This is a genomic window from Gordonia sp. VNK1 (assembly GCF_040049135.1).
GTDB lineage: Bacteria > Actinomycetota > Actinomycetes > Mycobacteriales > Mycobacteriaceae > Gordonia > Gordonia oleivorans.
The window spans coordinates 59,941-85,761 of record NZ_JBDZDJ010000014.1 but is presented as its reverse complement, the minus strand read 5'-3'; the positions used below and the strand labels follow the sequence as shown (position 1 = coordinate 85,761).

Here is a 25,821-nt window from a genome sequence, read left to right as displayed (position 1 = left end):
GTCGCGATTCGAATGCGCAGGAGCGTCGGCTGGTTGTGAGGGCGTCACCTCACCGGCGTGAGGTGCGTTGCCATGTCCGCACCCGCCTGCCGTAGACTCCTCACGTCGGCAGCCGGAGCGCGCGCGGTCACCGACACGGGCCGGACGAAGGAAATCCCAGGTAGAAGCCCCGCGAAAGCACGGCATCGCGGGAACTTCCTCCATCACTTCACCCGGTCCCCGCCTCAGTAGCTCAGGGGATAGAGCATTCCTCTCCTAAAGGAAGGGTCGCAGGTTCGAATCCTGCCTGGGGCACAGTACGACTCTGCCTGCCGCACAGTACGGTGGTCGCGTGGCTCCCGAGAACACTTCGTCCGCGAACCCCCAGACCGTCCTCGTCACCGGCGCGACCAGCGGCATCGGCGCCGAGGTGGCCCGCCAGATGGTCGCACGCGGCCACCGCGTGTACGGAACCAGCCGCCATCCCGACACGGTGGCCGACCCGATCCCCGGCGTCACCTACGTCCGGCTCGACAATGCCGATTACGATTCCGTGACCGCGGCGGTGGCCGAGGTCGGTGCCGTCGACATCCTGATCAACAACGCCGGCGAATCACAGGCCGGTGCCCTCGAGGACACCACGATGAGTGCCATCGAAGATCTGTTCCGCGTCAACGTCTTCGGGCCCGTCGCCATCACCAAGGCGGTGCTGCCCGGTATGCGGGAGCGCCGCCACGGCACGGTGGTCATGGTCGGGTCCATGCTGTCGAGCTTCCCGGTCGCCTTCCGCTCCAACTACGCCGCCACCAAGTCGGCGCTCAAGGCCTTCGCCCTCGCCACCCGCAGAGAGGTTGCGCCGTACGGCATTCGGATGATCAGCATCGAACCCGGCACCATCGCCACCGGCATCGGCGACCGCCGCAGCATCCACATCGCCGACGGCTCACCGTATGCGCAGGAATACGAAACACTCGCCGCGGCCACCCGCCGCAACGAGGAACAGGGCATCGACGCCGAGACCATGGCCGCGACCATCGTCGACGCCGCCCTCGCCGAGCACCCGAAGCCGTTCTACGCCAAGGGAAACAGTGCGGGGATCGTCTTTCTGCTGCGCCGCCTGGCACCTCGCCAACTGATACTCGACATCACCGCGCGCAAACACGGCTTGCCGCGCGTCAAGATCTAAGGTATGCACGTCACCATCCGCGTCATCGGTATCGGACCCGGCGACCCACGACAGATCACACTCCAGGCCATCGAGGCCATGGCCGACGTCGATGCCTTCCTCGCCCTCGACAAGGGTACGAGCAAGGGCGGCCTGCTCGATGCGCGCCGCAACATCCTGGACCGGCATGCGCCACACGGCTATTCGCTCATCGAGATCGGTGATCCGCCGCGCGACCGGAACCCCGCCGACTACGACGCCGAGGTCCGCCGGTGGCACGCCGCCCGCGCCGAGGTGATCGCCGGCGTGATCGGTGAGCACGTCCCCGACGCAGGAATCGCCGCATTCCTCGTGTGGGGCGATCCCGCCCTCTACGACTCGACGCTGCGCATCGTCGACGATCTCGCCGCCCGCGACGACCTCGAGGTCGCCGTCGAGGTCATTCCCGGCGTGACCAGTGCGAGCGCCTTGACCGCCGCGCACCGAATCGTCGCCAACCGCGTGGGCGAACCGATCCACATCACCACCGGGCGTCGGCTTGCCGACACTCCGCCGGGTGCCCACACCAACCAGATCGTGATGCTCGACGCCGATCTCGCGTTCCGGCACACCGCCGATGCCGACGACCACATCTGGTGGGGTGCCTACCTCGGCACGGCCGACGAGATCCTCATCTCCGGTCGCGTCGGCGACGTCACCGACGAGATCGTCCGCGCGCGCGCCGAGGCGCGTGAGCGCATCGGCTGGATCATGGACATCTACCTCATCCGCAAGGGCTGAGTGGTCTCAAGCGCTGAGCCTCACCACCACGTCTCACCCATGATGTCGAGGATCGGCGCGGCGAGCTCGGGCCGGCAGATCACGAAGTCCGGCATATACGGCTGCGGCTGGTTGTAGACGATCTCCGACCCGTCGAGGCGACTGCAGTGCAGACCGGCGGCCAGTGCGACCCCGACGGGTGCGGCGTTGTCCCACTCGTACTGCCCGCCGGAGTGCACATACGCATCGGCGTCACCGCGCACCACGGCCATCGCCTTCGCTCCGGCGGACCCGATCGGCGTCGTACGCAGATGCAGACGCTGCGCCACCACCGCCACCTCGTAGCTGGTTCCCCAGCGCGACGTCGCGATCCGGCCGGAGGGCTGGGTCGGCGGGGGATCGACTGTGTCGGTGCGGAAGAGTTCGCCGGTCGCGGGCAGGGACACGGCCGCATCGGTCACCACGCCGTGCCGGGTCAGGGCGACGTGCACCGCGAAGTGACTGCTGCCGGCCGCGAATTCGCTGGTGCCGTCGAGCGGGTCGATGATCCAGACACGATCGGCGCTCATCCGGTCGCCGACGTCGACGGCCTCCTCGCTCAACACCGCATCGCGCGGCCGGTGACGCTGCAGGACCGTCCCGATCCACGCCTGTGCCAGCGCATCACCCGCATCACCGAGAAGCCGGCCGCCGAGAAGGCCGCCGGACCGCACGCCGAGCAGGATCTCACCGGCACCCGCCGCGATACGAGCGGCCAACTCGGCGTCGGAAAGAGCGGAACTCATCTGATTACTAGAGCACACTGGAGCCATGCCCGAACTGCCCGAGGTTGCCGCGATCGCCGATTTCGTGGACGGTCGTGCCGCCGGACTGCCGATCCGCCGCGTCGACGTCGCGTCGCTGTCGGTCCTCAAGACCGCCGATCCGCCGTACACCGCCCTGGTCGGCCGGACCGTGGAATCGGTGGGCCGAGTGGGGAAGTACCTCATCATCCGCACGATCCCGGGCACACCCGACGACCCCGAACCGGTGATCAGCCTGGTCATCCACCTCTCCCGGGCGGGCTGGCTGCGCTGGAGTGACGACCTCTCGCCGCGGCCGTTGCGTCCCGGCGGCAAGAGCCCCATCGCGCTCCGGGTGCACTGCGGCATGCCGGCCGCCGGTGGCGGTGGGGAGGGCTTCGACGTCACCGAGGCCGGAACCCAGAAACGTCTGGCGGTGTGGATCGTCCGCGACATCACCGACGTCGAACGCATCTCGACCCTCGGGCCCGACGTGCTCGCGCTCGACCGAGACGAGTTCGCCGACATCCTGGCGGGCGCGACGGGACGCATCAAGAACGTCCTCACCGATCAGCGGGTGATGGCCGGCATCGGCAACGCCTACTCCGACGAGATCCTGCACGCCGCCAAGCTGTCACCGTTCGCGTCGGCGAAAACCCTGAACGCAGAACAGGTCGACACCCTGTACGCGGGCATGCGGGACGTCCTCACCGACGCCATCGGCCGGCTCGAAGGTCAGGGGGTGGCGAAGCTCAAGTCCGAGAAGCGAACCGGACTCAAGGTGCACGCCCGTACCGGTCTGCCCTGCCCGGTGTGTGGTGACACGATCCGCGAGGTGTCCTTCGCGGATCGCTCCTTTCAGTACTGCCCGACCTGCCAAACCGGCGGCAAGATTCTCGCCGACCGTCGCATGTCCCGACTGCTCAAGTGAGCGCCGGCGCGACAGTGACGGCGCACCAACGGGATTCGCTGGTCACCGCGTTGCGGCGGGCGGGATGCGTCTTCGCCGAGGAGGAGGCGTCGATCCTGCGCGAATCCGCCCGCGACACCGGAGAACTCGAGCGCTTTCTCGCACGCCGCATCGCCGGTGAACCACTCGAGCACATCGTCGGCTGGGTCGAATTCGCCGGCCGACGCCTCTCGGTGGGCCCCGGTGTCTTCGTGCCGCGCAAGCGATCCGAGATGATCGCGGCGGTGACGATCGCGCACGGGGCAACCGTCCGACGCCCACTCATCGTGGAGGCGTTCAGCGGGGTCGCCCCGATCGCGGCAACCGCGCAGGCGTGGCTGCCCGACGCCGACGTCCACGCGACCGACATCGACGACCGCGCACTGCGGTACGCGCGTCGGAACCTGCTGGGACACGGTCACGTTCATCGAGGCGACGGCCTGTCGGGACTACCCACGTGCTTCGTCGGAGCCGTCAGCGTGATCGCGGCCGTCCCGCCCTACGTCCCGGACGCGGCGATCGACCTCATGCCCCGCGAGGCGGCCGACCACGAACCCCGTGCCGCGTTGACCGCGGGCGCCGACGGCCTCGACCACATCCGCGGGCTCGTCGCCGCCGCATCCCGATACCTCGCCGATGACGGCGTGCTGGCGCTGGAGATGAATCTCGCGCAGGCCCCCGCGGCCGCCGCACTCGCCCCGGACGCACGGACCGAGGTGATCGAGGGACCCGACGGCCAGACCGCGGTACTCCTGAAGCGGTGGTGATCGGTAGGTTGGCCGGTGTGAGTGCACGCAACAAGATCATCATCACCGGTGCGAGTTCGGGACTCGGCGAGGGGATGGCCCGCGAGTTCGCCGCGAAGGGCCGGTCCCTCGGGCTCGCGGCCCGCCGCATCGATCGGCTCGAGACTTTCGCCGACGAGTTGCGGCCGACGGCCGCGCAGGTGGCGGTGACCGGACTCGACGTCACCGACGTCGACGCCGTGCCCGTGGCGTTCGGGAAACTGCGCGACGAACTCGGCGGCCTCGACCGCGTCATCGTCAACGCCGGCCTCGGCAAGGGTGCGCCACTGGGCACCGGCAAGATGCACGCCAACATCGAGACCATCCAGACCAACCTGATCGGCGCGCTCGCGCAGGCCGAGGCGGCGCTGGAGATCTTCCGCGCACAGAATCACGGCCATCTCGTCCTGATCAGTTCGATGAGCGCCATCCGCGGCATGCCGAAGGCGCAGACCGCGTACTCGGCGTCGAAGGCGGGACTGACCGCGATCGGGCAGGGCCTGCAGGCGGAGTTCGCGAACTCACCGATCACGGTGTCGATCGTGCTGCCCGGCTACATCGAGACCGACATCAACCGGGGCGTGAAGACGTCACTGATGGCCGACACCGACGACGGTGTGCGCGCCATGGTCGCAGCCATCGAGGCCGAGAAGGCTTACGCTCCGGTGCCGTCGTGGCCCTGGCTGCCGATCGCCGCGGCCCTGAAGTTCCTGCCGTCGGCGATCACCCGGCGGATGATCTGAGGTTCGCGTGATGTGCAGGCGCCGGTCATGGGCGGTGGCCGGTGGCGTGCTGATCGTCCTGGTGGTCGGCAGCGCATGCACACCGGCGAGCCCACCGGTCCCGCGGACCTCGGCCACCCACGTGGCAACCACGTCGGCCGCCACATCTGCGTCCGCGCTGCCGGTCCGCACCGACCTGGGCCCGCTCCTTGCGCGGTTCCCGGCACTGGACGGCGCGAGCTCGGCGTCATGGATCACCTGGGGCCTGCCCGGCGGTGGTGACCGGCTGTCGCCGCCGGGGCCGTCGACGTACTGGATACAGGCGGTGGTGCACCTCGGTGCGGATCGCGTTGCCGCGCTGGCCGACACGCACCACGCGGTCCCGGTCGCGGCACCGCAGCTGCGGGCCGAACTGGCCGCCGACCTCCCGGCCGGAGAAGTGCTCGGCGGACCGGGGGTCGACGCGGCGTTCACCGGTGACGACTGGCGGGCGACGGCGTATCTACTGCCGGCGACCGGCGACGTCGTAGTGCTCGGAATCGACGACTGAGCGACTCAGGCAGGCGCCGACGAGGCCGTCGAACTGCCCGACGGGACGACCGGCGTCCCCCACAGCACCGGCGAGGACTTGAAGTCGAAGCCCTCATCGCTGGTGGTGTCGGCCCAGTAGATGACACTCGTCAGTTGCTGGTCGGAGTCGGCGTAGGCGACCAGGCAGGTGGCATACGAGTCGCCACGCTTCATCGTCTCCGGCGGTTCCGGGTTGGCGCATGCCGTCAACGGCACGGGTGGCGGCAGCGTCAGCGCGGCGGTATGGCCGTCCGGGCTGCCGGCGAACCCGACGACCCCGGGAGCGGGCGACGGACGTGACGCCAGCGACGTGACGGTGAGGTAGACGAAGTACGCCTTACCGCCCTGGGTCGAGGTGTCCGGGACGCCCTCACCGGGCGTGATCCCGGTGACCGTGTACATCGCGGTCGCCCCGGACGGTGCGAAGGCGTTGACGGGAAGCACCGCGGAGTCGCCGAAGTCCAGCGTCGTGCCGGGCCCGGTACGGGCGGGGGCACCGGGCGGAACCGACACCGGCACCGATGTCGGGAACGACGATGTGCCCGGCGCCGACGAGGGGGTCGACGACGAGCAGGCGGTCGCGGTCGCGGCGAGCGCGGCAGCGGCCAGTGCCGTGCCGAGGATGCGTGAGCACCCCCGGGAAGGGGACGGCGCAGACGATGTCACCTGCGTAAGGTAGCCGATGTGTCGAATACGACGAGCCAGGTGGTGGCCCACGGGGTGTTTGCGGTCTTCGGTTCGTCGGAGGTGACCGGGGCCGTGAACGAATTGCTGCGCGATGTCTTCGGGCGCGAGGACCTCGCCGCCTTCGCCGCCGACTGGCGCGGCATCGTCTACTTCACCCTTGCCGACGACGAGACACTCGACGCCAACACCGTCGTCGGATTCGACGCCTCCAGCGGGAGTTCGGGGCCGCTGGCCACCGTCGACGAGGTGCTGGCCGCGATCGCCGACGGTGACATCGCCGAAGCGGTGGACGGTGAGAGTTTCGATGCGTGGCGTGCGGCCACCGGTGTCGAGAATCTCGCGCTGGGTCAGTGCGTCCCGCCCACCGTCCCCGAGTTCATCGGTGGTGATCCGGCCGAACGTGCTGCCGAACCCGCCGACCTGATCTCCCACATCGCCTCGTGCGCCGCCCTGATGGCGCGGATCGAGGCCCTCGATCTGCAACCCGGTGACGTCATTCCCGACGAGGTCTTCGATTCGGCTCGCTGGGACTGAACCGGGCGGGAGCGGCGAGCGTCTCAAGCCTTCCGGCCCCGATGCGTGCGGTACCAGCGCACCAGCTCGTCGGTCGACGAATCATCCAGTGCCGCAGGCGCATCGGTCTCGGTGATCACGCCCAGGAGTTCCATTGCCTGGGTCTTGCCGAGTTCCACACCCCACTGGTCGAAGGGGTTGATCCCCCAGATGGCGCCCTCGACGAACACCTGGTGCTCGTACAGGGCGACCAACTGGCCGATCACCGACGGCGTCAGCGTCGGCGCCATGATCGACGTCGACGGCCGGCTTCCCGGCATCACCTTGTGCGGCACCACTTCTGGATCGACACCCTCGGCGGCGATCTCGTCGGCGGTCTTGCCGAACGCGAGCACCTTGGTCTGCGCGAAGTAGTTGCTCATCAGCAGGTCGTGCATCGAACCGGTGCCGTCGGAGGTCGGCAGATCGTCTGTGGGATCGGCGAATCCGATGAAGTCGGCCGGGATCATCCGCGTACCCTGGTGCAGCAGTTGATAAAACGCGTGCTGACCGTTGGTGCCCGGCTCACCCCAGAACACCTCGCCGGTGTCGGCGGTGACGTGATGGCCGTGTGCGGTCACCGATTTGCCGTTGGACTCCATCGTCAACTGCTGCAGATACGCCGCGAATCGCGCCATGTCATTGGAGTAGGGCAGCACCACCCGTGACTGGGCATCCCAGAAGTTGGAGTACCACAAGCCGATCAGGCCGAGGATGACCGGGGCGTTCTGCTCGAGCGGCTGGGTGCGGAAGTGTTCGTCCACCAGGTGGAAGCCGTGCAGGAACTCGCCGAATCGGTCCTTGCCGATGGCCGCCATCACTGACAGTCCGATCGCCGAGTCGACCGAATACCGGCCGCCGACCCAATCCCAGAAGCCGAACATGTTGACCGTGTCGATACCGAAGGCCGACACCCGATCGGCGTTGGTGCTCACGGCCACAAAGTGTTTCGCGACCGCAGCCTCGCCGGCGCCGAGCGCCTCGAGCAGCCACCGCTTGGCCGCGGCCGCGTTGGTCAGCGTCTCCAGCGTGCTGAAGGTCTTCGACGCCACGATGAACAGGGTGGTCTCGGCGTCGAGGCCGTCGAGGGTGGCGACCATGTCGGCGGGGTCGACGTTGGACACGAAATGGCAGCGGATCGGCGAATCCACGTAGTGCCGCAACGCCTGATACACCATCACCGGGCCCAGATCGGAGCCGCCGATGCCGATGTTGACGACGTCGGTGATCGCTTTTCCGGTGTGGCCCTTCCATTCTCCGCTGCGCAGTGTGTCGGTGAAGGCGCCCATCGCGTCGAGGACCTCGTGGACGTCGGCGACGACGTTCTGGCCGTCGACGACGAGTTCGGCATCTGCGGGCAGGCGCAGAGCGGTGTGCAGGACCGCGCGGTCCTCGGAGGTGTTGATGTGGACGCCGGCGAACATGTCGTCGCGCTTGTCCTCGAGGCCGGCGTCGCGGGCGAGGCTGAACAGCAGTTCCAGCGTCTCACGCAGCACGCGATGCTTGGAGTAGTCGATGTGCAGATCGCCGACGTCGACGACGAGTTCGCGACCGCGATCCGGGTCGGCGGCGAACACCTCCCGCAGATGCATGGATGCGATGTGATCCTGATGTGCGGTCAGGGCCTGCCAGGACAGGGTAGCGGTGATGTCGTGCTCGGTGCCATCGAGGTCACTCATGGACACCACCCTATGTGCTGATGGCGTGCCCCGCGACACCTCCCGGCCAGGAGTCCTCAGCGGCCGAGCGGGCCCCGTCCAAGGCGCAACAACAGCATGGCGAGGGTGTGTCCCTCCTGGCCGAGTTCGGCGAACCGGTCGAGGACCTTGACCTCGCGACTGTGCACCAGACGCGGTCCGCCGGAGGCCATCCGCGCGGCGCCGATCTTCTTCGACACCGCCGAGCGACGTTTGACCGCGGCCAGGATGATCGCGTCGAGACGATCGATCTCGCCCCGCAGCACATCGATGTCGTCGGAGAGTTCGGCGACATCGGCGGACAGCTCGTAGTACGACAGGTCGATCGAATCGGCGAACGATGCGCCCGTGCCGGTCGACGGGGCTCCGGGCACCCGCGCTCCGGGCGACGGCTGGCTGCTGGGGTCGGTCATCGTGCCGATTTTGCCACGCGCTCGCCACGGCAGGGACACTGGTCGCCATGCCGAGTGCCGTGACGTCGTCGTCCGCCCCCGCACCTGCCACCACTGCGCGGTTGGCCGCCCTGGTGATGCCCGCCGCGTTCACACTGATCATTGCGCAGCTCGTGGTGCGCGGCTGGCTGGTCGCGACGGGGAACTTCTACTGGGACGACCTGATCCTCATCGGGCGCGCCTCGACCATGCCGATCCTGTCGTGGGAGTTCCTCGGCAACAGTCACGACGGTCACTTCATGCCCGCGGCCTTCCTGGTCGCCGGGGTCTCCACGGTCCTGGCGCCGGTGCAGTGGATGGCGCCGGCGCTCACCCTGGTGATCTTCCAGGCACTCGCATCGCTGGCGGTGTGGCGCATGATCCGGGTGCTGCTCGCACCCGTCGGCGGACCGCGCGATGTCGCACGCGACCTGGCGGGGTTGGGCGCGTTGGTGTTCTACCTGTTCACCCCGATGACCGTGCCGGCCTTCATCTGGTGGTCGGCCGGCCTCAATTCGCTGCCGTTCCAGGCGGCGATGGCGTGGATCATCGCCGACGCGGTGATCGCGGTGCGCGACGATCCGACACCGCGTCGACGACGACTGATCGTCATCCGCTCCGCGGTGATCTTCGTCGTCGCGTTGGCGTTCTTCGAGAAATCGCTGTACATCCCGCCGGTGGCGTTGGTGGTCGCGGTGCTGGTCACCCGGTTCGCTTCGCCGACCTCGCCGCCGCCGACCTCACCACCCACGACGCCCGACGACGAACCGGATCGCGACACCCACCTGGGGCCGCTCGGGATCGCGGTCGTCCGGGCCCGCGCGCTGTGGGCCGCTCTCGGCGCGATCTTCGTGGCGTGGGTGCTGCTGTTCTTCTCGGTGTCGGATGCCACCGCCGGCGCGCACTCCCTCTCCCAGACTGCCCAACTGGTCTGGCGTTCGATCAACCATGCCGTCGTCCCGTCTCTGGTCGGTGGGCCGTGGGACTGGGAACGGTGGATCCCCAGCCCGCCGATGGGATTTTCGGCGGTGTGGATGATTGTGGCCGGCTGGGTCGTGGTGGCCGCGTTCGTCGCGTGGGCGGTGCTGACCCGGCGCGGCGTGATCGCCGTGCTCGTGTGTGCCGCGCTCTACGTGGCGATCGCGCAGGTGCCGGTGATGTGGAACCGGTCCTCGGCCAACACCGCCCTCGAACTGGCCCAGACGATGCGGTACCTGCCGGACTCGGCGCTGGTGATCGTCGCCGCCCTGGCCCTGGTGATCGCGGCGCCGGCCCGGTCGACCCGTCGGCACCGACACGAGGCGACGGCGACCGACCGCGATCGGGATCGGCACTCCGAGCGGGGACCGATCCTGGCGGTCGGAGTGGGCGTACTCGCTGCGCTGGCCGTCGCGTCCTCGCTCATCTCGACGGCGTCGTACCAGTCGTCGTGGAGCGACGACCCGACCGGTCCCTACCTGGCCAACGCGAAGAAATCGCTCGCGGCCAACCGCAACCATCCGATGTTCGATCAGGCGCTACCGCTGGAAGTGCTTCTGCCCGTTGCCTATCCGTACAACCAGATCAGTGCGACGTTCGGGCGGCTGACCGACCGCCCGGATTTCGGCTCGTGGACCGACAAGCTCTCGGTACTCGACGCCGCGGGAAACCTCACGCCCGGCGCGGTCACCCCGCGACGCACCTTCGCCGCCGGGTCGGGGACCTGCGCCCGCCCGGAGCTCACCGGTGCCGACCGCCTGCAACTCGACGGCCCGCTCATCCAATGGCGCTGGACCGTCGCGCTCGGCTACTGCGCCAACGCGGCGGGCACGGTCGAGTTGTCACTGCAGGGCGGCCCGGCGGTGCGGGTCCCCGTCCAGGCCGGCCTGCACGTCGTCTACGTCCAGCTCGACGGACGGGGCACTGCCGTCGCGATCACACCGATCACCCCGGGGCTGGCGTTGCACACCGGCGACGGGCGGGTCGGTGAGGTCGTCGACGCCCGGTTGCTGGGGCAATAGGAGTCGGGTCAGTAGGCGTGCCGGTCAGTCCTCCGGCTCGCTGTAGAAGACGAAGATCTTGTCGCCGTACCCGGCCTCGGCCACCATCGCCTTGAGAGCATCGGTGGTCGACTGCTCCGCCGCGTAATACGCGATGCTCCCGTTGTCGCCGACGGCCTGGATCTGCTGACGCATCTGATCACGCAACGTCTGCGTACCCGGCCAACTCGGATCGAAGGTCGTTCCGGTGACGTGCTGGGCATATCCCTCGGCGAACGACACCAGATAGTCGCCCGCCGGGCCGTATCCGTCGAACAGGTAGTCGCCGGCCTTGACGGCGTAGCTGCTCGGCAGTGCGGTGACGCTGAAGCCGTAATTCGCGGCGTCGGGCTTCTTCGAACCGGTGCGCATCATCGTGAACTGGCGCTGGGTGGCGGTGCTGTTGTCGTCGATGTAGGAGTTGAGCCGGTCGGCGGTGTAGTCGAGGAACGGCAGGTAGGTGTAGGTGACGTTGGGTTTGATGCTGCCGTCGCCGCTGCCGAGATTGGTGGCCGTGCATCGGGTCCCCGCGGTGCGGTCGAAGTCGGTGCGGACCACCGGCGAGCAGGTGCCGCCGAGCGCGCCGGCCGGAAGATCGTTGACGATGAAGTTGACCTTCAACCCGTAATTGACGTGGCCCGGCCGGCCGTCGGAGCCCGCCGCCGGGGTACCGCCGACGGTGAAGTCGTATCCGCATGCGGCGGTGGTGCAGCCACCGGTCTGCTTCCAGCCCACCTGACCGGCCTGACCGCCGGGCACGTCGTCGATCTGCAGGCCCGGAATGGGCACCGACGTCAGATCGGCGACCAGGGAATGCTGCTCGGTGAACACCGACGACACCTCGGCGAACGGCAACGGCGTCACATCGGCGTCGATGGCGGTGGTCGTCGATTCGACCTTGTAGGAGCCCTTGATGTGGGTGATGGCCTTGGTCGACGGATCGAAGGTGATGGTCCACTCGCCGGTCTTCACCTGGTTGTCACCGATGGCGGTGATCGGCGGATCGGAGGTCGGCCAGAACCGCGCGTCCGGGGTGTCCTTGTTCGGCGTCGACAGTTGTGCGCCGAGGTCGGGGGCGTCGACGAGGTCGGCGTTGAGACGCCCGGCCAGGATGTTCGGCGACAGCACGTATCCCAGCTTCGGCAACGCGGCCTCGGCGCTGGCCCACTTGTTGTCCACCGGACCGAGGTCGAGATTCTCCTTCTGCTGCTCGGTGAGGATGCCGTTCCAGAAGGCCGTCGGCCCCTTGGCGAAGTAATAGTTGCCGATCTGGGTGTACTCGGCCTGCTGATTGTTGACCGTGATCGTCCCGCTGGCGTTCTCCGACAGCGTGACGATCAGATCGGTGAACTCCACCTTGACGACGTCGCCGTCGGAGTAGGTCCGTGTCAGCGAACCGCTGTACTTGGCTCCCGGGCTGGTGCCGTACTGGAACGCGGTGTCGTCCAGGTCGTTCTGTGCCGCGAATGCTGCGGTCGGCCCGCCGGAGCCCTCGATACCCCACGGGATGAACGACAAGATGAGCGCGATGATGACGGCGACTGCGCCGACGGCGGCGAGTACCAGGCCAGTGATCTTCGAGGTGTTCATAGCTCGCTTCCCTGCGCAGTCGGCATCGGCCGGCGGACGGGTGGACCATCCTGAGTCATTCGGGTGGAGTCAAGCACGAGTGAGGCGTCACCGGCACTCGGCATGCGACGACCGAATGACGGCCGCGGCCCGGTAACGGGTGGATCCGGATGCGACCACATTCCTGCTCGTTCCTCCCTGGCGGTGGCAGAAGGTGACCGATCTCGCATCGACGCCCCCCGCGGTGCTCCGTCATCGTATCCGCACCGACCGATGCCCGGTTTGCCGCATGGCGAATCGGCGGGATCGCGACGATTTCGCCCCCGCGAGTCCTGTCGGAGCCCCGGAGTAGCCTGAACTACCGATGACCACCAGCTCTGTTCCCCCCGCCCGAGTCGTTCCCGGCCGGCCCGATTCCGCGGGTGCGGCGGCCGACGACCGTGTTGCCCGTCTGCTCGACGGGCTCAACCCGCAGCAGCGGGCCGCGGTCCTGCACAGCGGCCCGCCACTGCTCATCGTGGCCGGTGCCGGTTCGGGCAAGACCGCGGTGCTCACCCGCCGCATCGCCTACCTGCTCGCGGCTCGTGACGTCACGCCGGGACAGGTCCTGGCGATCACCTTCACCAACAAGGCCGCCGCCGAGATGCGCGAGCGGGTGATCGATCTGGTCGGACCGCGCGCCGCCTACATGTGGGTCTCGACATTCCACTCCACCTGTGTGCGCATCCTGCGCGCGCAGTCCGGACTGCTGGAGAATCGCAACTCCAACTTCTCCATCTATGACTCCGATGATTCCAAGCGCCTGCTCGGGATGATCATCCGCGATCTCGATCTGGATCCGAAGAAATTCAGTCCCCGCGGGGTGGCGGTGAGCATCTCGAATCTGAAGAACGAGTTGATCGCCCCCGACGACGCGCACGCCGCAGCGGGGGAGGAGCCGACCGCGCGCACGATCGCCGAGATCTACGCGGAGTACCAGCGGCGCCTGCAGACCGCCAACGCCTTCGACTTCGACGACCTCATCGGCGAGACGGTGGCACTGCTGCAGAGTCACCCGTCGGTTGCCGAGTACTACCGTCGTCGATTCCGGCACATACTGGTCGATGAGTATCAGGACACCAACCACGCACAGTACGTGTTGGTCCGGGAGTTGGTCGGGCGTGACGACGACGAGTCGGCGGTGGGGCCGTCGGAGTTGTGTGTGGTGGGTGACGCCGATCAGTCCATCTACGCCTTCCGTGGTGCCACCATCCGCAACATCGTCGAATTCGAGCGTGACTTCCCCAACGCCGAAACGATTCTGCTGGAACAGAATTACCGATCGACGCAGACGATCCTGTCGGCGGCCAACGCGGTCATCGCGCAGAATCCGAACCGTCGTGACAAGCGACTGTGGACCGACTCGGGTGACGGTGAACTGATTGTCGGCTATGTGGCAGAGTCCGATCGTGAGGAGGCGATGTTCATCGCCACCGAGATCGAGCGTCTCACCGACCACACCATCGGTGGTGCGCAGTCCAACACCTACTCCGACATCGCCGTCTTCTACCGCACCAACACCGGCTCCCGCGCCTTGGAAGAGGTGTTCGTCCGCCACGGCATCCCGTACAAGGTGGTCGGTGGCACGAAGTTCTACGAGCGCAAGGAGGTGCGCGATGTCGTCGCCTACCTGCGCGTGGTGGCCAACCCGGAGGACTCGGTGAGTCTGCGCCGCATCCTCAACACGCCGCGTCGCGGGATCGGCGATCGCGCCGAGGCCTGCGTGGCGGTGCATTCGGAGAACCGGGGGATCTCCTTCTATCAGGCACTCATCGAGGGCGCCCAGGGCGGGGTTCCGCTGCTCAACACCCGTGCGGTCAAGCAGATCGGTGGGTTCGTCGACCTCATCGAGGGGCTGCGCAACGACTTCCTCACCACCTTCGGTGACGCCGAGTCGGGTGACCCGGACGCCGCCGTCGTCGACGCGACCGGCGACGGAGCCGACATCGGCGAGCTGGTGGACGCGATCATCGATCGGAGCGGATACCGCACCGAGCTGGAGGGTTCGAACGATCCGCAGGATGCGGCCCGGCTCGACAATCTCAACGAATTGATCTCGGTGGCAATCGAATTCAGTCGCGATGCCGCGGAGGCGGACGAGCTCAACGATGATGACGACTCCGAGCGCGCGCAGCTACGGGAGGGGGAGCCCGCGCCCGGATCGCTCGCGGCGTTCCTGGAGCGGGTGTCGTTGGTCGCCGACGCCGATCAGGTCCCCGACGAGGGTGAGGGCGTGGTCACCCTGATGACGCTGCACACCGCGAAGGGCCTCGAGTTCCCGGTGGTCTTCGTGACCGGTTGGGAGGACGGGCATTTCCCGCATCTGCGGGCCCTCGGCGACCCGGACGAACTCAGCGAGGAGCGCCGCCTGGCGTATGTGGGGATCACCCGCGCCAAGGAGCGGCTGTACCTGAGTCGTGCGCTCACCCGGGCGTCCTGGGGCCAGCCGGTGTCCAATCCGGAATCGCGCTTCCTGCAAGAGATTCCGCAGCACCTGGTGGATTGGCGCAAGACCGAGAAGAAGCGGGGCGGCCGTGGTTTCGGCTCCTCCGGCGGCGTGTTCGGCCGGGATGAGGGGCGCAGTGGCCTGGGCCGGTCGTCGTTCTCCGCGGACCCGAATCGTGGGCGTAACAAGCAGATTCACCTCGAGGTGGGCGACCGGCACAATCATCCCAAGTACGGGATGGGCAAAGTGGTCGCCAAGGAGGGCAGTGGCGCCACCGAGCGTGTCGTCATCGACTACGGCGGCAATACCGGACGGATGACCCTGCTGACCATCGGTGGGATACCGGGGGAGAAGCTGTAGCCGCGACCGCGCGATGTTGACAGCGCTCTGAATTCCGTTGACGGCGCTCGGTTTTGCGTTGACAGCGCTCTACAGGACGTTGACAGCGCTCTGCTGGACGTTGACGGCGCTCTGCTCGACGTTGACAGCGCTCGCTTCGACGTTGACGGCGCTCTACAGGACGTTGGCAGCGCCCTGCTCGGAATTCAGAGCGCTGTCAACGGAAACCAGAGCGCTGTCAACGGAAATGAGGGCGCTGTCAACGGAAACCAGAGCGCTGTCAGTGGTGCGGAGGGCGCTGTCAACGCGGTAGAGAGCGCTGTCAGTGGTGCAGAGGGCGCTGTCAGTGATGCGGGGGTGGTGCTGCCGTCAGCCTGTGTAGGCGGCCATCCGCACACCGTGCGAGGCGAGCCACGGGGCCGGATCGATCTTGGTGGTGCCGTTGAGCCACACCTCGAAGTGGCAGTGCGGGCCGGTGGACTGGCCGTCGTTGCCGACCAGGCCGATCACGTCTCCGGCCACGACGTGCTGTCCCTTGTGGACGAGGACGCCGTTGGAATACATGTGCCCGTACACGGTCACGGTGCCGTCGGCGGCCTTGACCTTGATCCAGTTGCCGAATCCCGACGCCGGTCCGGCCGCGATCACCTCACCGTCGGTGGCGGCGTGGATCGGGGTGCCCAGCGGGGCGGCGAAGTCGACGCCGGCGTGGAAACTGCCCCAGCGCATCGCGTAGGTCGACGTGAACTGGTAGGACCCCAGCGGAAGCGGGGAGGCGAACAGCGGCTTGCTCGCGGCGGCGACGCGGGCGGCCTCGGCATCGGCGAGCTGCTTGCCGACCACGAGTTGGTCGGCGTACATGCTCATGTCCTGATCGGGGGTCGACGGCGCGATCCCGGGGCCGGTGACGGCCGGTGCGGCTGCGGCATCGCCGGTGGCGGCCGCGGGCATCGGCGACGTGGCCGGTGCGGCGTCATCGGAGGCTTCGGAGTGCGTCACCGCGGCGGCGACGGCTGCGCCAGCTGCCATGGCGACAAATGCGGCGCGACCGCCACGCAGGGCCTTGGGGGGCGCGCTGATGCGGTGCTTGCCGCGGGAGCGACTCGGGGCGCTCGCCGGGTTGCGACGGAACGCCGGCTCATCGGAGAGGGCGCCGCGGTCGGCGTCGTCGTCGAAATCGTCGGCGGCGGCACCGACGACGTCGAACGGTTCGTCATGGCGGTACTCGTCGAACTCACCCTCGGGGATGAGGATGTCCTGGGTGATCTCCGAGGTGGTGGTTCGGCGGGTGCGGCGCGAGGAGGCCGGCTCGGTGTCGACGTCCCAGTCGAGATCGGCGGCGTCGGACTCGTCGATCGGGATGATCGTGGTCATCTCATCGGCGGTGACGTCGTCGAATCGATCGTCGAGACGCCTGCGCCCACCTGTCATGGTGCTGCCGGCAGACGACCCGCCTGGAAAACCATGTCCCGCCAAGTCGTCCACCTCGCTTACCTGTGTGAGTTCAGGGCTCCGAAAAAACCTTTGTCCCGCGGGCGTTTGTACCCCCTGAATGACCCTGACTGCCTGCCGACGGTAACGAAATGATTGCGACAAGTCCAACCCTGCGCACAAGAAACGGCACCGAAAGTGAGTTGGGTCACAGGATGTGTTGCAGAATTGAGATCTGGCGAAGCATCAATGCGATGAGATGTAGATCGGGCGTCGAGGGCATCGGGGCGACCGACCGAGTGATCTGTCGCACAAGGTGAGGAGGTCTCCGAAACGCCGATCTGCGGCAGGTTTAGAGTCCGATATGGCCCGCGTTACACCCAGACCAGCGGGCAAATCTACGAAATGGTGAGCTGAATGGATCTCTTCGAATACCAGGCGAAGGAACTGTTCGCCAAGCATGGGGTTCCCACCACACCCGGGCGGGTGACCGATACTGCCGCCGACGCGCGGGCGATCGCCGAGGAAATCGGCAAGCCTGTGATGATCAAGGCTCAGGTCAAGGTCGGTGGACGTGGCAAGGCCGGCGGCGTGAAGTACGCCGCGACCCCTGATGACGCACAGTCGCATGCCGAAAACATCTTGGGCCTCGATATCAAGGGCCACGTTGTCAAGAAGTTGCTCGTCGCCGAGGCGAGTGACATCGCGGAGGAGTACTACATCTCCTTCCTGCTCGATCGCGCCAACCGCACCTACCTGGCCATGTGCTCGGTCGAAGGCGGCGTGGAGATCGAGGTGACCGCCGAAGAGAACCCGGACGCACTCGCACGCGTGCCGGTCGATGCGGTGACCGGTGTGGATCTCGCGCTGGCCCGTGAGATCGCCGAGAAGGGCAAGCTGCCCGCCGAGGTGCTCGACGCCGCGGCCGTGACCATCCAGAAGCTCTGGGAGGTCTTCGTCGGTGAGGACGCCACCCTGGTGGAGGTCAACCCGCTCGTCCGTACCCCCGACGATCAGATCCTCGCCCTCGACGGCAAGGTGACCCTCGACGCGAACGCCGACTTCCGGCATCCCGACCACGAGGCCTTCGAGGACCGCGACGCCACCGATCCGCTGGAGCTCAAGGCCAAGGAGAACGACCTCAACTACGTCAAGCTCGACGGCGAGGTCGGCATCATCGGCAACGGCGCCGGACTGGTCATGTCCACCCTCGACGTCGTCGCCTACGCCGGTGAGGCCCACAACGGCGTCAAGCCCGCCAACTTCCTCGACATCGGTGGCGGTGCCTCCGCCGAGGTGATGGCCGCCGGACTCGACGTCATCCTGAACGACGAGCAGGTCAAGAGCGTGTTCGTGAACGTCTTCGGTGGCATCACCGCGTGTGACGCGGTCGCCAACGGCATCGTCGGCGCGCTGAACAAGCTGGGTGACGAGGCCAACAAGCCGCTGGTCGTCCGTCTGGACGGCAACAAGGTCGACGAAGGCCGCAAGATCCTGGCCGATGCGAATCACCCGCTGGTGACGCTCGCCGAAACGATGGACGCCGGCGCCGACAAGGCCGCCGAACTGGCGAGCAAGTGAGGACTGAGTAGCCATGTCGATCTTCCTGAACAAAGACAACAAGATCATCGTGCAGGGCATCACCGGCGGTGAGGGCACCAAGCACACCGCACTGATGCTCAAGGCGGGCTCCAACATCGTCGGCGGTGTCAACGCGCGCAAGGCCGGCACCACCGTCGCCCACACCGCCAAGGACGGCTCGGATCTCGAGCTGCCCGTCTTCGGCAGCGTGTCCGAGGCCATCAAGGAGACCGGGGCCGACACCTCGATCGCCTTCGTGCCGCCGAAGTTCGCCAAGGACGCCATCATCGAGGCCATCGACGCCGAGATCCCGCTGCTCGTCGTCATCACCGAGGGAATCCCGGTGCAGGACAGCGCCTATGCGTGGGCCTACAACGTCGAGAAGGGCAACAAGACCCGCATCATCGGGCCGAACTGCCCCGGCATCATCACCCCCGGCGAGTCCCTCGTCGGCATCACCCCGGCCAACATCACCGGCAAGGGGCCGATCGGCCTGGTCTCCAAGTCCGGCACCCTGACCTACCAGATGATGTACGAGCTGCGTGACCTCGGCTTCTCCACCGCCATCGGCATCGGCGGTGACCCGGTCATCGGCACCACCCACATCGACGCCATCGAGGCCTTCGAGAAGGACCCCGAGACCAAGGTCATCGTGATGATCGGCGAGATCGGCGGCGACGCCGAGGAGCGTGCCGCCGACTACATCCAGGCCAACGTCTCCAAGCCGGTCGTCGGCTACGTCGCGGGCTTCACCGCACCGGAGGGCAAGACCATGGGTCACGCCGGTGCCATCGTCTCCGGTAGCTCCGGAACCGCGCAGGCCAAGAAGGAGGCCCTCGAGGCCGCCGGCGTCAAGGTCGGCAAGACGCCGTCCGAGACCGCCAAGCTGGCCCGGGAGCTGTACGAGGCGCTGTAAGCCTCACCCCCCACACGCAAAACTCCCACTTGCACACAATGTTTCCCGTGCAGGTGGGAGTTTTTCGTGTTTCTGGTGCCTAACCGTTCTCGCTGACGGACTTCAGCTGCGCCAACCCCTTCTCGAAGTCCTTGCCGAGGAGTTTGTCGAAGAAGCCGAGCGGTGCGGCCACGCGGCTGAACAGTGAGTGCTTGCCGGTCATCGTCCAGGTGACCTCGCTGGGTCCGTCGGCTCCGCTGCCGACGATGTCGAAGGAACTGACGCTGGTCGACTTCATCGGCTTCTCGAACCGCACATCGACCGCGACGCGCGACGGTTCGGTGGCCTCGATGATCTCCATCTCGCCGGCCCCGGCCTTGCGGTTGCCCGACCACGCGTAGCGTGCGCCGACCCCGGCCTCGGATCCCGAAAAGGTGCGCTGCAACTCGGGATCCAGCCCCTCCCAGGGTGACCAGTCGACCCACCGGTGCAGATCGTTGATGCGCGCATAGATCTCCGACGGTGATGCGGCGATCGTCGTGCGGCGGGTCACGGAGTAGGAATCGGCCACGGCAGGGCTCCTGTCATCGGTGCGGTGTTGTCGGCGATTATGACCGCCGGGTCGCTGAAAAGTCATCGGTGATCGTCGGATTCGAGGCGTGGCGCGTGCGATAATCCGTCGGTGAGTGACGATGGATCCGCGCGGCCCGGCGTGTTCGCCGTGCTGGGCATTCCGCGGCAGATCGCGTCCGCCGCCGCCGACATCGCCGAGCGGGTCCCGGTGGCCGGTGGTGCGGTGGCATCGGTGCGCCGTACCGCGCACGACGTCGTCGACGGCGCCGGCGCCGCAGCCCTCGAGGCGTCTCGCACATCGCTGCGTGCCACCATCCGGACCGTCGTCGAGGAGGTGACCGCGGCCGTCGACGTCACCGAGGTCATCGTCGACAACGTCGACCTCAATCAACTCCTCGGGGCGGTCGATCTCAACGCCGTCCTCGCCCAGGTGGATCTCGATGCCCTGCTCGGGCGCCTCGACCTCAACGCGATCCTGGCGCGCCTGGATCTCGACGCCCTGCTCGCCGGTATCGACCTCGACGCCCTCATCGGGCGACTCGACGTGGCGGCCATCGTCGACAAGGTCGACATCGGCGCCGTCGTCGAGACCGTCGACATCGACGCGATCGTGGCCCAGGTGGACCTCGACCGGGCGGTGACACGCGTCGACATCGACGCCATCATCAACCGCATCGATCTCATCGGGCTGGCCGACGAGATCATCGACGGCGTCGACCTCCCCGACATCATCCGGGAGGCGAGCACCTCGGTCACCGCCGACGTGATGACCGACGTACGCGGCACCAGCGAGCGGGCCGACGACGCCGTCGCCGAACTCGTCAACCGGATGCTTCGCCGCAAGAGTGTGGAGGAACGCCGAAATGGCTGAACCCCAACCACATTCGGTATCCCCGAATCCGGAGCCGGACGACCCCACGCCACCGGCCACGGTGACGCCACTGCATCCGGGGCGCCCCGCGTCGTCCGCCACACCGAGTGCCGGACAGTCGCATGCGCATCACGTCCCGGTCTCCGAGCCCGGTACCAACCAGATTCTCGACACCGACCGACCGGCCGGAATCGTCAGTCGCGGAATCGGGGCCATCGTGGATGTGCTGGTGGTCGTCATCATCATGGGTGGGATGTATGTGGGTTTCGTCGTCGCCCGGCTGATCTACAACGTGCAGAGTTTCTCCCTGCCCGAGGCCAACCCGTTCTTCACCGTCGGTGCCTTCGTCCTGGTGTCGTTGCTGTATCTGACCTCCTGCTGGGCGGTCTCGGGGCGAACCGCCGGCTCGGTGGTCATGGGCTTGCGTCTGGTCAGCCGCAAAGGAAAACCGCGGGTACGTCCGTCGGTCGCCTTCGTCCGTGCGCTGATCTGCGTGTTCTTCTCCGTCGGGCTGCTGTGGGTGGCCGTCGACCGGAAGCGGCGTTCGGCGGCCGACCTCGTCGTACGCACCCGGGTGATGTACTCGCGGTGACCGGGGAAACCAATGGGCACAAGGGTTCCCGTGCTCTGGAGCTGATCGACGGCCTCGTCGACGCGGGCACCTGGACGGCGTGGAACGACACTCCCGACGACATCCCGCAGCACGTCGACACCGACGAGTTGCGCCGTGCCGCCACGAGATCCGGCACCGACGAGTCGGTGATCACCGGCCGGGCCGAGATCGCCGGCGAACCGGTCACGCTCATCGTCAGTGAATTCGCCTTCCTGGGCGGCTCGATCGGCCGGGTGGCCGGCCATCGCATCGCCACCGCCATCCGACGGGCGACGGCCGACGGGCTGCCGGTCGTGGGCCTGCCGTGTTCGGGTGGCACCCGAATGCAGGAGGGCACACCGGCATTCCTGGAGATGGCCGCGATCACCGGCGCCGTCGTCGATCATCGGGCCGCCGGGCTGCCCTACCTGGTCTACCTCCGGCATCCGACCACCGGCGGAGTGTTCGCGTCGTGGGGCTCGCTCGGCCACGTCACCTGGGCCGAACCCGATGCGCTGGTGGGGTTCCTGGGCCCACGAGTGGTGGAAGGACTGACCGGCGAACCCATCGCCGACGGTGTGCAGCGCGCGGAGAACCTCCTGCGGCACGGGCTGATCGACGACGTCGTGCCGGCGGACGAGCTGCGTGATCGGCTCGCGGGGCTGGTGACAATCCTGATGTCGGCGATCCGGGAATCCGCAGATTCACCTGCGCCGCAACAGATACCATCGACCGGACCCGCCGCTCTCGGCACGCCGCTGTCCGCATGGGACGCGATCACCGCCACCCGTCACCCGGGGCGCCCCGGGGTTCGCGAACTCCTGCCGGAAGACGCCGTGATCATCGCGGATCATGGTCCGATCGTGCTGGCGCTGAGCCGCTTCGGTGTCCGCACCGCACTGGTCATCGGCCAGGACGCCGACCGGCAGCGGACCGGAGAGTTCATCGGACCCGAACATCTCCGGATGGTCCGACGGGGACTTGCCCTCGCCCGGGACCTGCGGATTGCGGTCGTGACCGTCATCGACACCCCGGGAGCCCGGCTGTCGGCCTCCGCCGAGGAGGGTGGCATCGCCGGTGAGATCGCTCGGTGCACAGCCGAATTGATCGCGCTGCCGGCGGCCACGGTATCGGTGCTGCTCGGCCAAGGTGGTGGCGGTGCGGCGCTGTCACTGTTCCCGGCGGATCGGCGCATCGCGACCGTCGACTCCTGGTTGTCGCCGCTGCCGCCGGAGGGTGCGAGCCTGATCGTGCACCGAGACATCGAGCACGCCGCGGAAATGGCTGCACAACAACATGTTCTGGCGGTTGAGCTGGCGCGCAGGTCGGTGATCGACACCATCGTCGACGCGCCGTCCCCGTCGTCGATGCCCGGGATTCGGGCGGCGATCGGTGCCGCACTCGACGGGATCGCGCAGCCGTCTCCGGCGGCACGGACGCGAGTACCCGTGGCCCGGCGAATCCCCGCGGTCGGTGCCATCGTGCGCGACGACGCGGGCAGATTCCTGCTCGTGCAGCGTGCACACGAACCGCAAGCCGGTCTGTGGACGGTCCCGGGTGGCAAGGTCGAGCCCGGAGAGTCGTTGCAGCAGGCGGTGATCCGGGAGATAGCCGAGGAGACCGGGATCGTCATCGAGGTGCTCGACGAGGCGTGGGTGGTCGACATCCCGGATGGGACGGGCGCGGTCTTCGAGGTCCACGACTTCGTGGCGACGCCGCTGACCACCGATGTGACCGCCGCCGACGACGCCGCGGACGCCGGATGGATCACGATCGAGCAGATGCGCGAGTTGCCATTGACGCCGGGACTCATCACCTACCTCGACCGGCACGGACTCCTGGACTGAGGCTGCTGGACTGATAGGCTCGCGGGTCGCGAAGCGCAACGGATGGGAGTGGGGGATGGACAAGCGTCGGTGGATGTCGGCGGTGCTGTTGACGGCAGGTCTGGCGATCGGGGTAACCGCCTGCGGCAGTGACACATCGGAACCGGTGTCGGGTGTTTCCAGCTCGATCGACGTGCCCGCATCGAGTGCGTTGTCCGGATCGTGGACCGGCACCTGGAAGGCCGGTGGACGCTCGAGCGAGGCGCACCTCGGAGTGGTCTCCGACAACCCGTTCCTCGCCACGGTCGATGTCGCCGGGTCGTGCGGCGCCACCTGGAAGGAGACGTCGCGTGAGGGCTCCACTGTGACGGCCACGTCGACGGTGACCTACGGGAACTGCCCGGCCGGTGACTGGACGATCACCATCACCGACACGTCGATCACCGCCACCGGAGGCGATGTCACCGCGCAGTTCCACCGCGACTGACATCCCGGGCCGGCACCTCGCCTCGGGCGTGCAAGATGGGAAGACGGCCACCGCGTCGACCGTCCACCACCCGAGGAGTGAGATGACCGAGTTACTGCCACTGAATCCCGACGAACTGCTCACCACCACCAGGTCGGTGCGCAAACGCCTCGACCTCGAGCGACCCGTCCCGATCGACGTGGTGCGGGAGGCGCTGGAGGTGGCGATGCAGGCGCCCACCGGGAGCAATAGTCAGACCTGGCACTGGATCGTGCTCACCGATCCGGAACTGAAGAAGAAGGTCGGCGACTTCTACGCCCGATCCTTCGCCGCCTACTCTGCCGCCAAGACCCTGCCCGATGACACCGCTCGTCGGGTGGCGTCGAGTGCCCAGTACCTCGCCGACGTGATGGGGGAGGTTCCGGTGCTGGTGATCGGCGCGATCTACACCGGTGGTGACCTGCCGGCCGGCAATCAGGCCGGAGTGTGGGGATCGCTGCTCCCCGGTGCGTGGAGTCTGAGCCTCGCGCTGCGCGCCCGCGGGCTGGGTTCGGCGTGGACGACGCTGCACCTGACCTACGAGAAGGAGATCGCCGACCTGCTCGGCATCCCGTCGACCGTGCACCAGGGTGTGCTGCTGCCGGTGGCCTACACCAAGGGCACCGACTTCAAACCCGCCGGTCGCAAGCCGCTCGACGACGTCCTGCACATCGACGGATGGTGAGCCGTTTGGAGCGGCTACCGGACCCGTACGGGTGTGACCGGTAGAGTTCACAGACACCATGGCCGACTCCGAGACCCCGCGCCCGCCTGCCGATCGCCCGCCCAATCGGCGATCCGCGGCGAAGGCGGCACGTCGCGCCGATCTGCTGACCGCGGCCGCCCGGCAGATGGCCGAACGTGGATTCGCGAGCGTGCGGCTCGAAGACATCGGCGGCGCCGTCGGCATCAGTGGACCGGCGATGTACCGTCACTTCGCCTCGAAATCCGAACTGCTCGACGAGATGCTCCTCGACATCAGCCGGCGGCTCTACGCCGGCGGTACCGAGGTGGTCGAGCGTGGTGATCCGCCCGCCGCAACCCTCAACGCGCTCATCGCATTTCACATCGACGTGCTGGTGACCAAGCCGGATCTCATCGCGGTGCAGGACCGTGACCTGTCGTCGTTGACGCCCGAGGCCAACCACGAGGTCCGCAGCCTGCAGCGCCGGTACGTCGAGCGGTGGGTGGATGTGCTGATGGCCGAATCCGCGCAGAGCATCGACGGTCTGGAACGGGACGAGGCGCGGGTGCGCGTCCATGCGATGTTCGGTCTGCTGAACTCCTCACCACGACTTCCCGAGTTCGATCCGTGCCGCCTGCGCCGGCTGCTGGCCGCGATGGCGTTGGCGGCGTTGCATGTCCCGGCGACCGCGCCCGGAGACGGGACGAGTCGACCGTGACGCGCCGCCTGTCGTCACCGATCCGGGCACTCCGGCCGGCGTCGGTCGCCGTGTTCGTCGCCCTCGCCGTCGGTGTCACCGGCTGCTCGGTCTCGGGGTCGGCCACCAGTGAGGACGACGCCGCCGGTGGTGGGAACGCCTCGGCGCCGTTGCCGGCGGCCCCGCAGTTCTCCGGGGCCGCCACCGTGTGTTCGGGTGGATCGGTCGTCGGGACCACCGACATCACCCATCCGGGTTGGGGACCGACCCGGATCTTCGCGATCACCACGGCCGCCGGTTCTGGTGGGGGAGAGGCGTGCCTCGTGGCGCAGAACGCCGCCGGGGTGCAGTGGAGCCACGCCGAGGACTCCGGCCCGACCACCGTGAAGTGGCGGTTCGCCAACCCGGCCACCGACAACACCGGCAACACGTTCGTCATCTACAACCCGGGACGCTACGACGGGGTGATCGTCCTCGTCCCCACCGCCGACGGCTTCGCGCCGATCGAACAGTCCTACCAAACGGGCCAAAATCGTTACTACTACGCCGAATTGGTCGGTCCGCAGGGTGGTCGCTATGCGATTGAGGCGAGCGCCAACGACTGCGAGCCGGATTGTGCGAGCGGCACCATCACTCGTCGGACGTTGCAGTGGAACGGTTCTACCTACAGCTGAGA

The 25,821-nt window shown here is 67.6% G+C and carries 25 protein-coding genes and 1 tRNA gene; 19 read left to right on the top strand and 7 right to left on the bottom strand.

Annotated features, from left to right (window positions below; genetic code table 11):
- Nucleotides 1–221: 221 nt before the first annotated feature.
- The 3 genes from ABLE94_RS17390 to cobF all read left to right on the top strand — a co-directional run bounded on the left by ABLE94_RS17390 (nucleotide 222) and on the right by cobF (nucleotide 1,924).
- A tRNA-Arg gene (locus ABLE94_RS17390) sits at nucleotides 222–294 on the top strand.
- Nucleotides 295–331: 37 nt separating this feature from the next.
- Entirely contained in the window at nucleotides 332–1,165 is an 834-nt protein-coding gene (locus tag ABLE94_RS17385; protein ID WP_348809394.1) for an SDR family oxidoreductase, read from the top strand.
- A gap of 3 nt (nucleotides 1,166–1,168) precedes the next feature.
- Nucleotides 1,169–1,924: a precorrin-6A synthase (deacetylating) gene (cobF, locus tag ABLE94_RS17380; protein ID WP_348809393.1), complete on the top strand. Its 756-nt coding sequence runs from the start codon at nucleotides 1,169–1,171 to the stop codon at nucleotides 1,922–1,924.
- 20 nt (nucleotides 1,925–1,944) lie between these two features.
- Here the strand turns inward: cobF and ABLE94_RS17375 are convergent, their stop codons facing one another.
- Entirely contained in the window at nucleotides 1,945–2,688 is a 744-nt protein-coding gene (locus tag ABLE94_RS17375; RefSeq protein WP_348803071.1) for a 3'(2'),5'-bisphosphate nucleotidase CysQ, read from the bottom strand.
- 25 nt (nucleotides 2,689–2,713) lie between these two features.
- Here ABLE94_RS17375 and ABLE94_RS17370 point away from each other — a divergent pair, with 25 nt between their 5' ends.
- From ABLE94_RS17370 to ABLE94_RS17355, 4 genes are read left to right on the top strand one after another with little or no spacing between them, the layout of a single operon-like run.
- A complete protein-coding gene (locus tag ABLE94_RS17370; protein WP_348803069.1) occupies nucleotides 2,714–3,616 on the top strand; it encodes an Fpg/Nei family DNA glycosylase in 903 nt (300 codons plus the stop codon).
- A 14-nt stretch (nucleotides 3,617–3,630) separates the two neighbouring features.
- A complete protein-coding gene (locus ABLE94_RS17365; protein WP_348803067.1) occupies nucleotides 3,631–4,401 on the top strand; it encodes a N5-glutamine methyltransferase family protein in 771 nt (256 codons plus the stop codon).
- A gap of 17 nt (nucleotides 4,402–4,418) precedes the next feature.
- Nucleotides 4,419–5,162: an SDR family oxidoreductase gene (locus ABLE94_RS17360; RefSeq protein ID WP_348803066.1), complete on the top strand. Its 744-nt coding sequence runs from the start codon at nucleotides 4,419–4,421 to the stop codon at nucleotides 5,160–5,162.
- Between the two features lie 10 nt (nucleotides 5,163–5,172).
- Nucleotides 5,173–5,691 (top strand): hypothetical protein, encoded by a 519-nt coding sequence (locus ABLE94_RS17355; RefSeq protein ID WP_348803065.1) that lies wholly within the window; start codon nucleotides 5,173–5,175, stop codon nucleotides 5,689–5,691.
- 5 nt (nucleotides 5,692–5,696) lie between these two features.
- Here the strand turns inward: ABLE94_RS17355 and ABLE94_RS17350 are convergent, their stop codons facing one another.
- On the bottom strand, nucleotides 5,697–6,377 hold the full coding sequence (locus ABLE94_RS17350) for a hypothetical protein (protein ID WP_348803064.1): 681 nt from the start codon (nucleotides 6,375–6,377) through the stop codon (nucleotides 5,697–5,699).
- An 18-nt stretch (nucleotides 6,378–6,395) separates the two neighbouring features.
- Here ABLE94_RS17350 and ABLE94_RS17345 point away from each other — a divergent pair, with 18 nt between their 5' ends.
- Nucleotides 6,396–6,932, top strand: a complete 537-nt coding sequence (locus tag ABLE94_RS17345) for a hypothetical protein (protein ID WP_348803062.1) — start codon at nucleotides 6,396–6,398, stop codon at nucleotides 6,930–6,932.
- A gap of 23 nt (nucleotides 6,933–6,955) precedes the next feature.
- On the opposite strand, the gene pgi is transcribed toward ABLE94_RS17345, so the two are convergent.
- On the bottom strand, nucleotides 6,956–8,629 hold the full coding sequence (pgi, locus tag ABLE94_RS17340; RefSeq protein ID WP_348803061.1) for a glucose-6-phosphate isomerase: 1,674 nt from the start codon (nucleotides 8,627–8,629) through the stop codon (nucleotides 6,956–6,958).
- A gap of 56 nt (nucleotides 8,630–8,685) precedes the next feature.
- Entirely contained in the window at nucleotides 8,686–9,060 is a 375-nt protein-coding gene (locus ABLE94_RS17335; RefSeq protein WP_348803059.1) for a chorismate mutase, read from the bottom strand.
- A 47-nt stretch (nucleotides 9,061–9,107) separates the two neighbouring features.
- On the opposite strand from ABLE94_RS17335, the gene ABLE94_RS17330 reads away from it, so the two are divergent.
- Nucleotides 9,108–11,078 carry a hypothetical protein gene (locus tag ABLE94_RS17330; protein ID WP_425476230.1) on the top strand — a complete coding sequence of 657 codons (1,971 nt, stop codon included), beginning with the start codon at nucleotides 9,108–9,110 and terminating at the stop codon, nucleotides 11,076–11,078.
- A 24-nt stretch (nucleotides 11,079–11,102) separates the two neighbouring features.
- Here the strand turns inward: ABLE94_RS17330 and ABLE94_RS17325 are convergent, their stop codons facing one another.
- The gene (locus ABLE94_RS17325) at nucleotides 11,103–12,686 is read right to left on the bottom strand and encodes a hypothetical protein (protein WP_348809392.1); all 1,584 of its coding nucleotides are present in this window, start codon (nucleotides 12,684–12,686) and stop codon (nucleotides 11,103–11,105) included.
- A 343-nt stretch (nucleotides 12,687–13,029) separates the two neighbouring features.
- On the opposite strand from ABLE94_RS17325, the gene ABLE94_RS17320 reads away from it, so the two are divergent.
- Nucleotides 13,030–15,510 (top strand): UvrD-helicase domain-containing protein, encoded by a 2,481-nt coding sequence (locus ABLE94_RS17320; RefSeq protein WP_348803055.1) that lies wholly within the window; start codon nucleotides 13,030–13,032, stop codon nucleotides 15,508–15,510.
- Between the two features lie 348 nt (nucleotides 15,511–15,858).
- Here ABLE94_RS17320 and ABLE94_RS17315 read toward each other — a convergent pair whose 3' ends face one another.
- Entirely contained in the window at nucleotides 15,859–16,974 is a 1,116-nt protein-coding gene (locus ABLE94_RS17315; protein WP_425476229.1) for a M23 family metallopeptidase, read from the bottom strand.
- 363 nt (nucleotides 16,975–17,337) lie between these two features.
- On the opposite strand from ABLE94_RS17315, the gene sucC reads away from it, so the two are divergent.
- Both sucC and sucD read left to right on the top strand, forming a co-directional pair.
- Entirely contained in the window at nucleotides 17,338–18,501 is a 1,164-nt protein-coding gene (gene sucC / locus ABLE94_RS17310) for an ADP-forming succinate--CoA ligase subunit beta (protein ID WP_348803053.1), read from the top strand.
- Between the two features lie 13 nt (nucleotides 18,502–18,514).
- Entirely contained in the window at nucleotides 18,515–19,417 is a 903-nt protein-coding gene (gene sucD, locus ABLE94_RS17305) for a succinate--CoA ligase subunit alpha (RefSeq protein WP_348803052.1), read from the top strand.
- A gap of 79 nt (nucleotides 19,418–19,496) precedes the next feature.
- Here sucD and ABLE94_RS17300 read toward each other — a convergent pair whose 3' ends face one another.
- Nucleotides 19,497–19,967 carry an SRPBCC family protein gene (locus tag ABLE94_RS17300; RefSeq protein ID WP_348809390.1) on the bottom strand — a complete coding sequence of 157 codons (471 nt, stop codon included), beginning with the start codon at nucleotides 19,965–19,967 and terminating at the stop codon, nucleotides 19,497–19,499.
- Nucleotides 19,968–20,078: 111 nt separating this feature from the next.
- Here ABLE94_RS17300 and ABLE94_RS17295 point away from each other — a divergent pair, with 111 nt between their 5' ends.
- The 7 genes from ABLE94_RS17295 (at nucleotide 20,079) to ABLE94_RS17265 (ending at nucleotide 25,819) form a co-directional block, all read left to right on the top strand.
- The gene (locus tag ABLE94_RS17295) at nucleotides 20,079–20,840 is read left to right on the top strand and encodes a hypothetical protein (RefSeq protein WP_348809389.1); all 762 of its coding nucleotides are present in this window, start codon (nucleotides 20,079–20,081) and stop codon (nucleotides 20,838–20,840) included.
- Nucleotides 20,833–21,432 (top strand): RDD family protein, encoded by a 600-nt coding sequence (locus ABLE94_RS17290; RefSeq protein WP_348809388.1) that lies wholly within the window; start codon nucleotides 20,833–20,835, stop codon nucleotides 21,430–21,432. Before ABLE94_RS17295 ends, ABLE94_RS17290 begins: the two co-directional genes overlap by 8 nt.
- A complete protein-coding gene (locus tag ABLE94_RS17285; RefSeq protein WP_348809387.1) occupies nucleotides 21,429–23,279 on the top strand; it encodes a carboxyl transferase domain-containing protein in 1,851 nt (616 codons plus the stop codon). Before ABLE94_RS17290 ends, ABLE94_RS17285 begins: the two co-directional genes overlap by 4 nt.
- A 55-nt stretch (nucleotides 23,280–23,334) precedes the next feature.
- Nucleotides 23,335–23,745: a hypothetical protein gene (locus ABLE94_RS17280; RefSeq protein ID WP_348809386.1), complete on the top strand. Its 411-nt coding sequence runs from the start codon at nucleotides 23,335–23,337 to the stop codon at nucleotides 23,743–23,745.
- A gap of 82 nt (nucleotides 23,746–23,827) precedes the next feature.
- Nucleotides 23,828–24,448 (top strand): nitroreductase family protein, encoded by a 621-nt coding sequence (locus tag ABLE94_RS17275; RefSeq protein WP_348809385.1) that lies wholly within the window; start codon nucleotides 23,828–23,830, stop codon nucleotides 24,446–24,448.
- Between the two features lie 58 nt (nucleotides 24,449–24,506).
- Nucleotides 24,507–25,166 carry a TetR/AcrR family transcriptional regulator gene (locus ABLE94_RS17270; protein ID WP_348809384.1) on the top strand — a complete coding sequence of 220 codons (660 nt, stop codon included), beginning with the start codon at nucleotides 24,507–24,509 and terminating at the stop codon, nucleotides 25,164–25,166.
- Complete coding sequence (locus ABLE94_RS17265; protein WP_348809383.1) at nucleotides 25,163–25,819, top strand: hypothetical protein; 657 nt, start codon at nucleotides 25,163–25,165, stop codon at nucleotides 25,817–25,819. The genes ABLE94_RS17270 and ABLE94_RS17265 overlap by 4 nt, the downstream gene beginning before the upstream one ends.
- The last annotated feature ends 2 nt before the right edge of the window (nucleotides 25,820–25,821 follow it).

Excerpts from the sequence above, each read along its gene's own strand:
- cobF (WP_348809393.1), top strand. The coding sequence starts at position 1,169 with ATGCACGTCACCATCCGCGTCATCGGTATCGGACCCGGCGACCCACGA.
- ABLE94_RS17375 (WP_348803071.1), bottom strand. The coding sequence starts at position 2,688 with ATGAGTTCCGCTCTTTCCGACGCCGAGTTGGCCGCTCGTATCGCGGCG.
- ABLE94_RS17370 (WP_348803069.1), top strand. The coding sequence starts at position 2,714 with ATGCCCGAACTGCCCGAGGTTGCCGCGATCGCCGATTTCGTGGACGGT.
- ABLE94_RS17355 (WP_348803065.1), top strand. The coding sequence starts at position 5,173 with ATGTGCAGGCGCCGGTCATGGGCGGTGGCCGGTGGCGTGCTGATCGTC.
- pgi (WP_348803061.1), bottom strand. The coding sequence starts at position 8,629 with ATGAGTGACCTCGATGGCACCGAGCACGACATCACCGCTACCCTGTCC.
- ABLE94_RS17335 (WP_348803059.1), bottom strand. The coding sequence starts at position 9,060 with ATGACCGACCCCAGCAGCCAGCCGTCGCCCGGAGCGCGGGTGCCCGGA.
- ABLE94_RS17330 (WP_425476230.1), top strand. The coding sequence starts at position 9,108 with ATGCCGAGTGCCGTGACGTCGTCGTCCGCCCCCGCACCTGCCACCACT.
- ABLE94_RS17325 (WP_348809392.1), bottom strand. The coding sequence starts at position 12,686 with ATGAACACCTCGAAGATCACTGGCCTGGTACTCGCCGCCGTCGGCGCA.
- ABLE94_RS17320 (WP_348803055.1), top strand. The coding sequence starts at position 13,030 with ATGACCACCAGCTCTGTTCCCCCCGCCCGAGTCGTTCCCGGCCGGCCC.
- sucC (WP_348803053.1), top strand. The coding sequence starts at position 17,338 with ATGGATCTCTTCGAATACCAGGCGAAGGAACTGTTCGCCAAGCATGGG.
- sucD (WP_348803052.1), top strand. The coding sequence starts at position 18,515 with ATGTCGATCTTCCTGAACAAAGACAACAAGATCATCGTGCAGGGCATC.
- ABLE94_RS17290 (WP_348809388.1), top strand. The coding sequence starts at position 20,833 with ATGGCTGAACCCCAACCACATTCGGTATCCCCGAATCCGGAGCCGGAC.
- ABLE94_RS17280 (WP_348809386.1), top strand. The coding sequence starts at position 23,335 with ATGGACAAGCGTCGGTGGATGTCGGCGGTGCTGTTGACGGCAGGTCTG.
- ABLE94_RS17275 (WP_348809385.1), top strand. The coding sequence starts at position 23,828 with ATGACCGAGTTACTGCCACTGAATCCCGACGAACTGCTCACCACCACC.
- ABLE94_RS17270 (WP_348809384.1), top strand. The coding sequence starts at position 24,507 with ATGGCCGACTCCGAGACCCCGCGCCCGCCTGCCGATCGCCCGCCCAAT.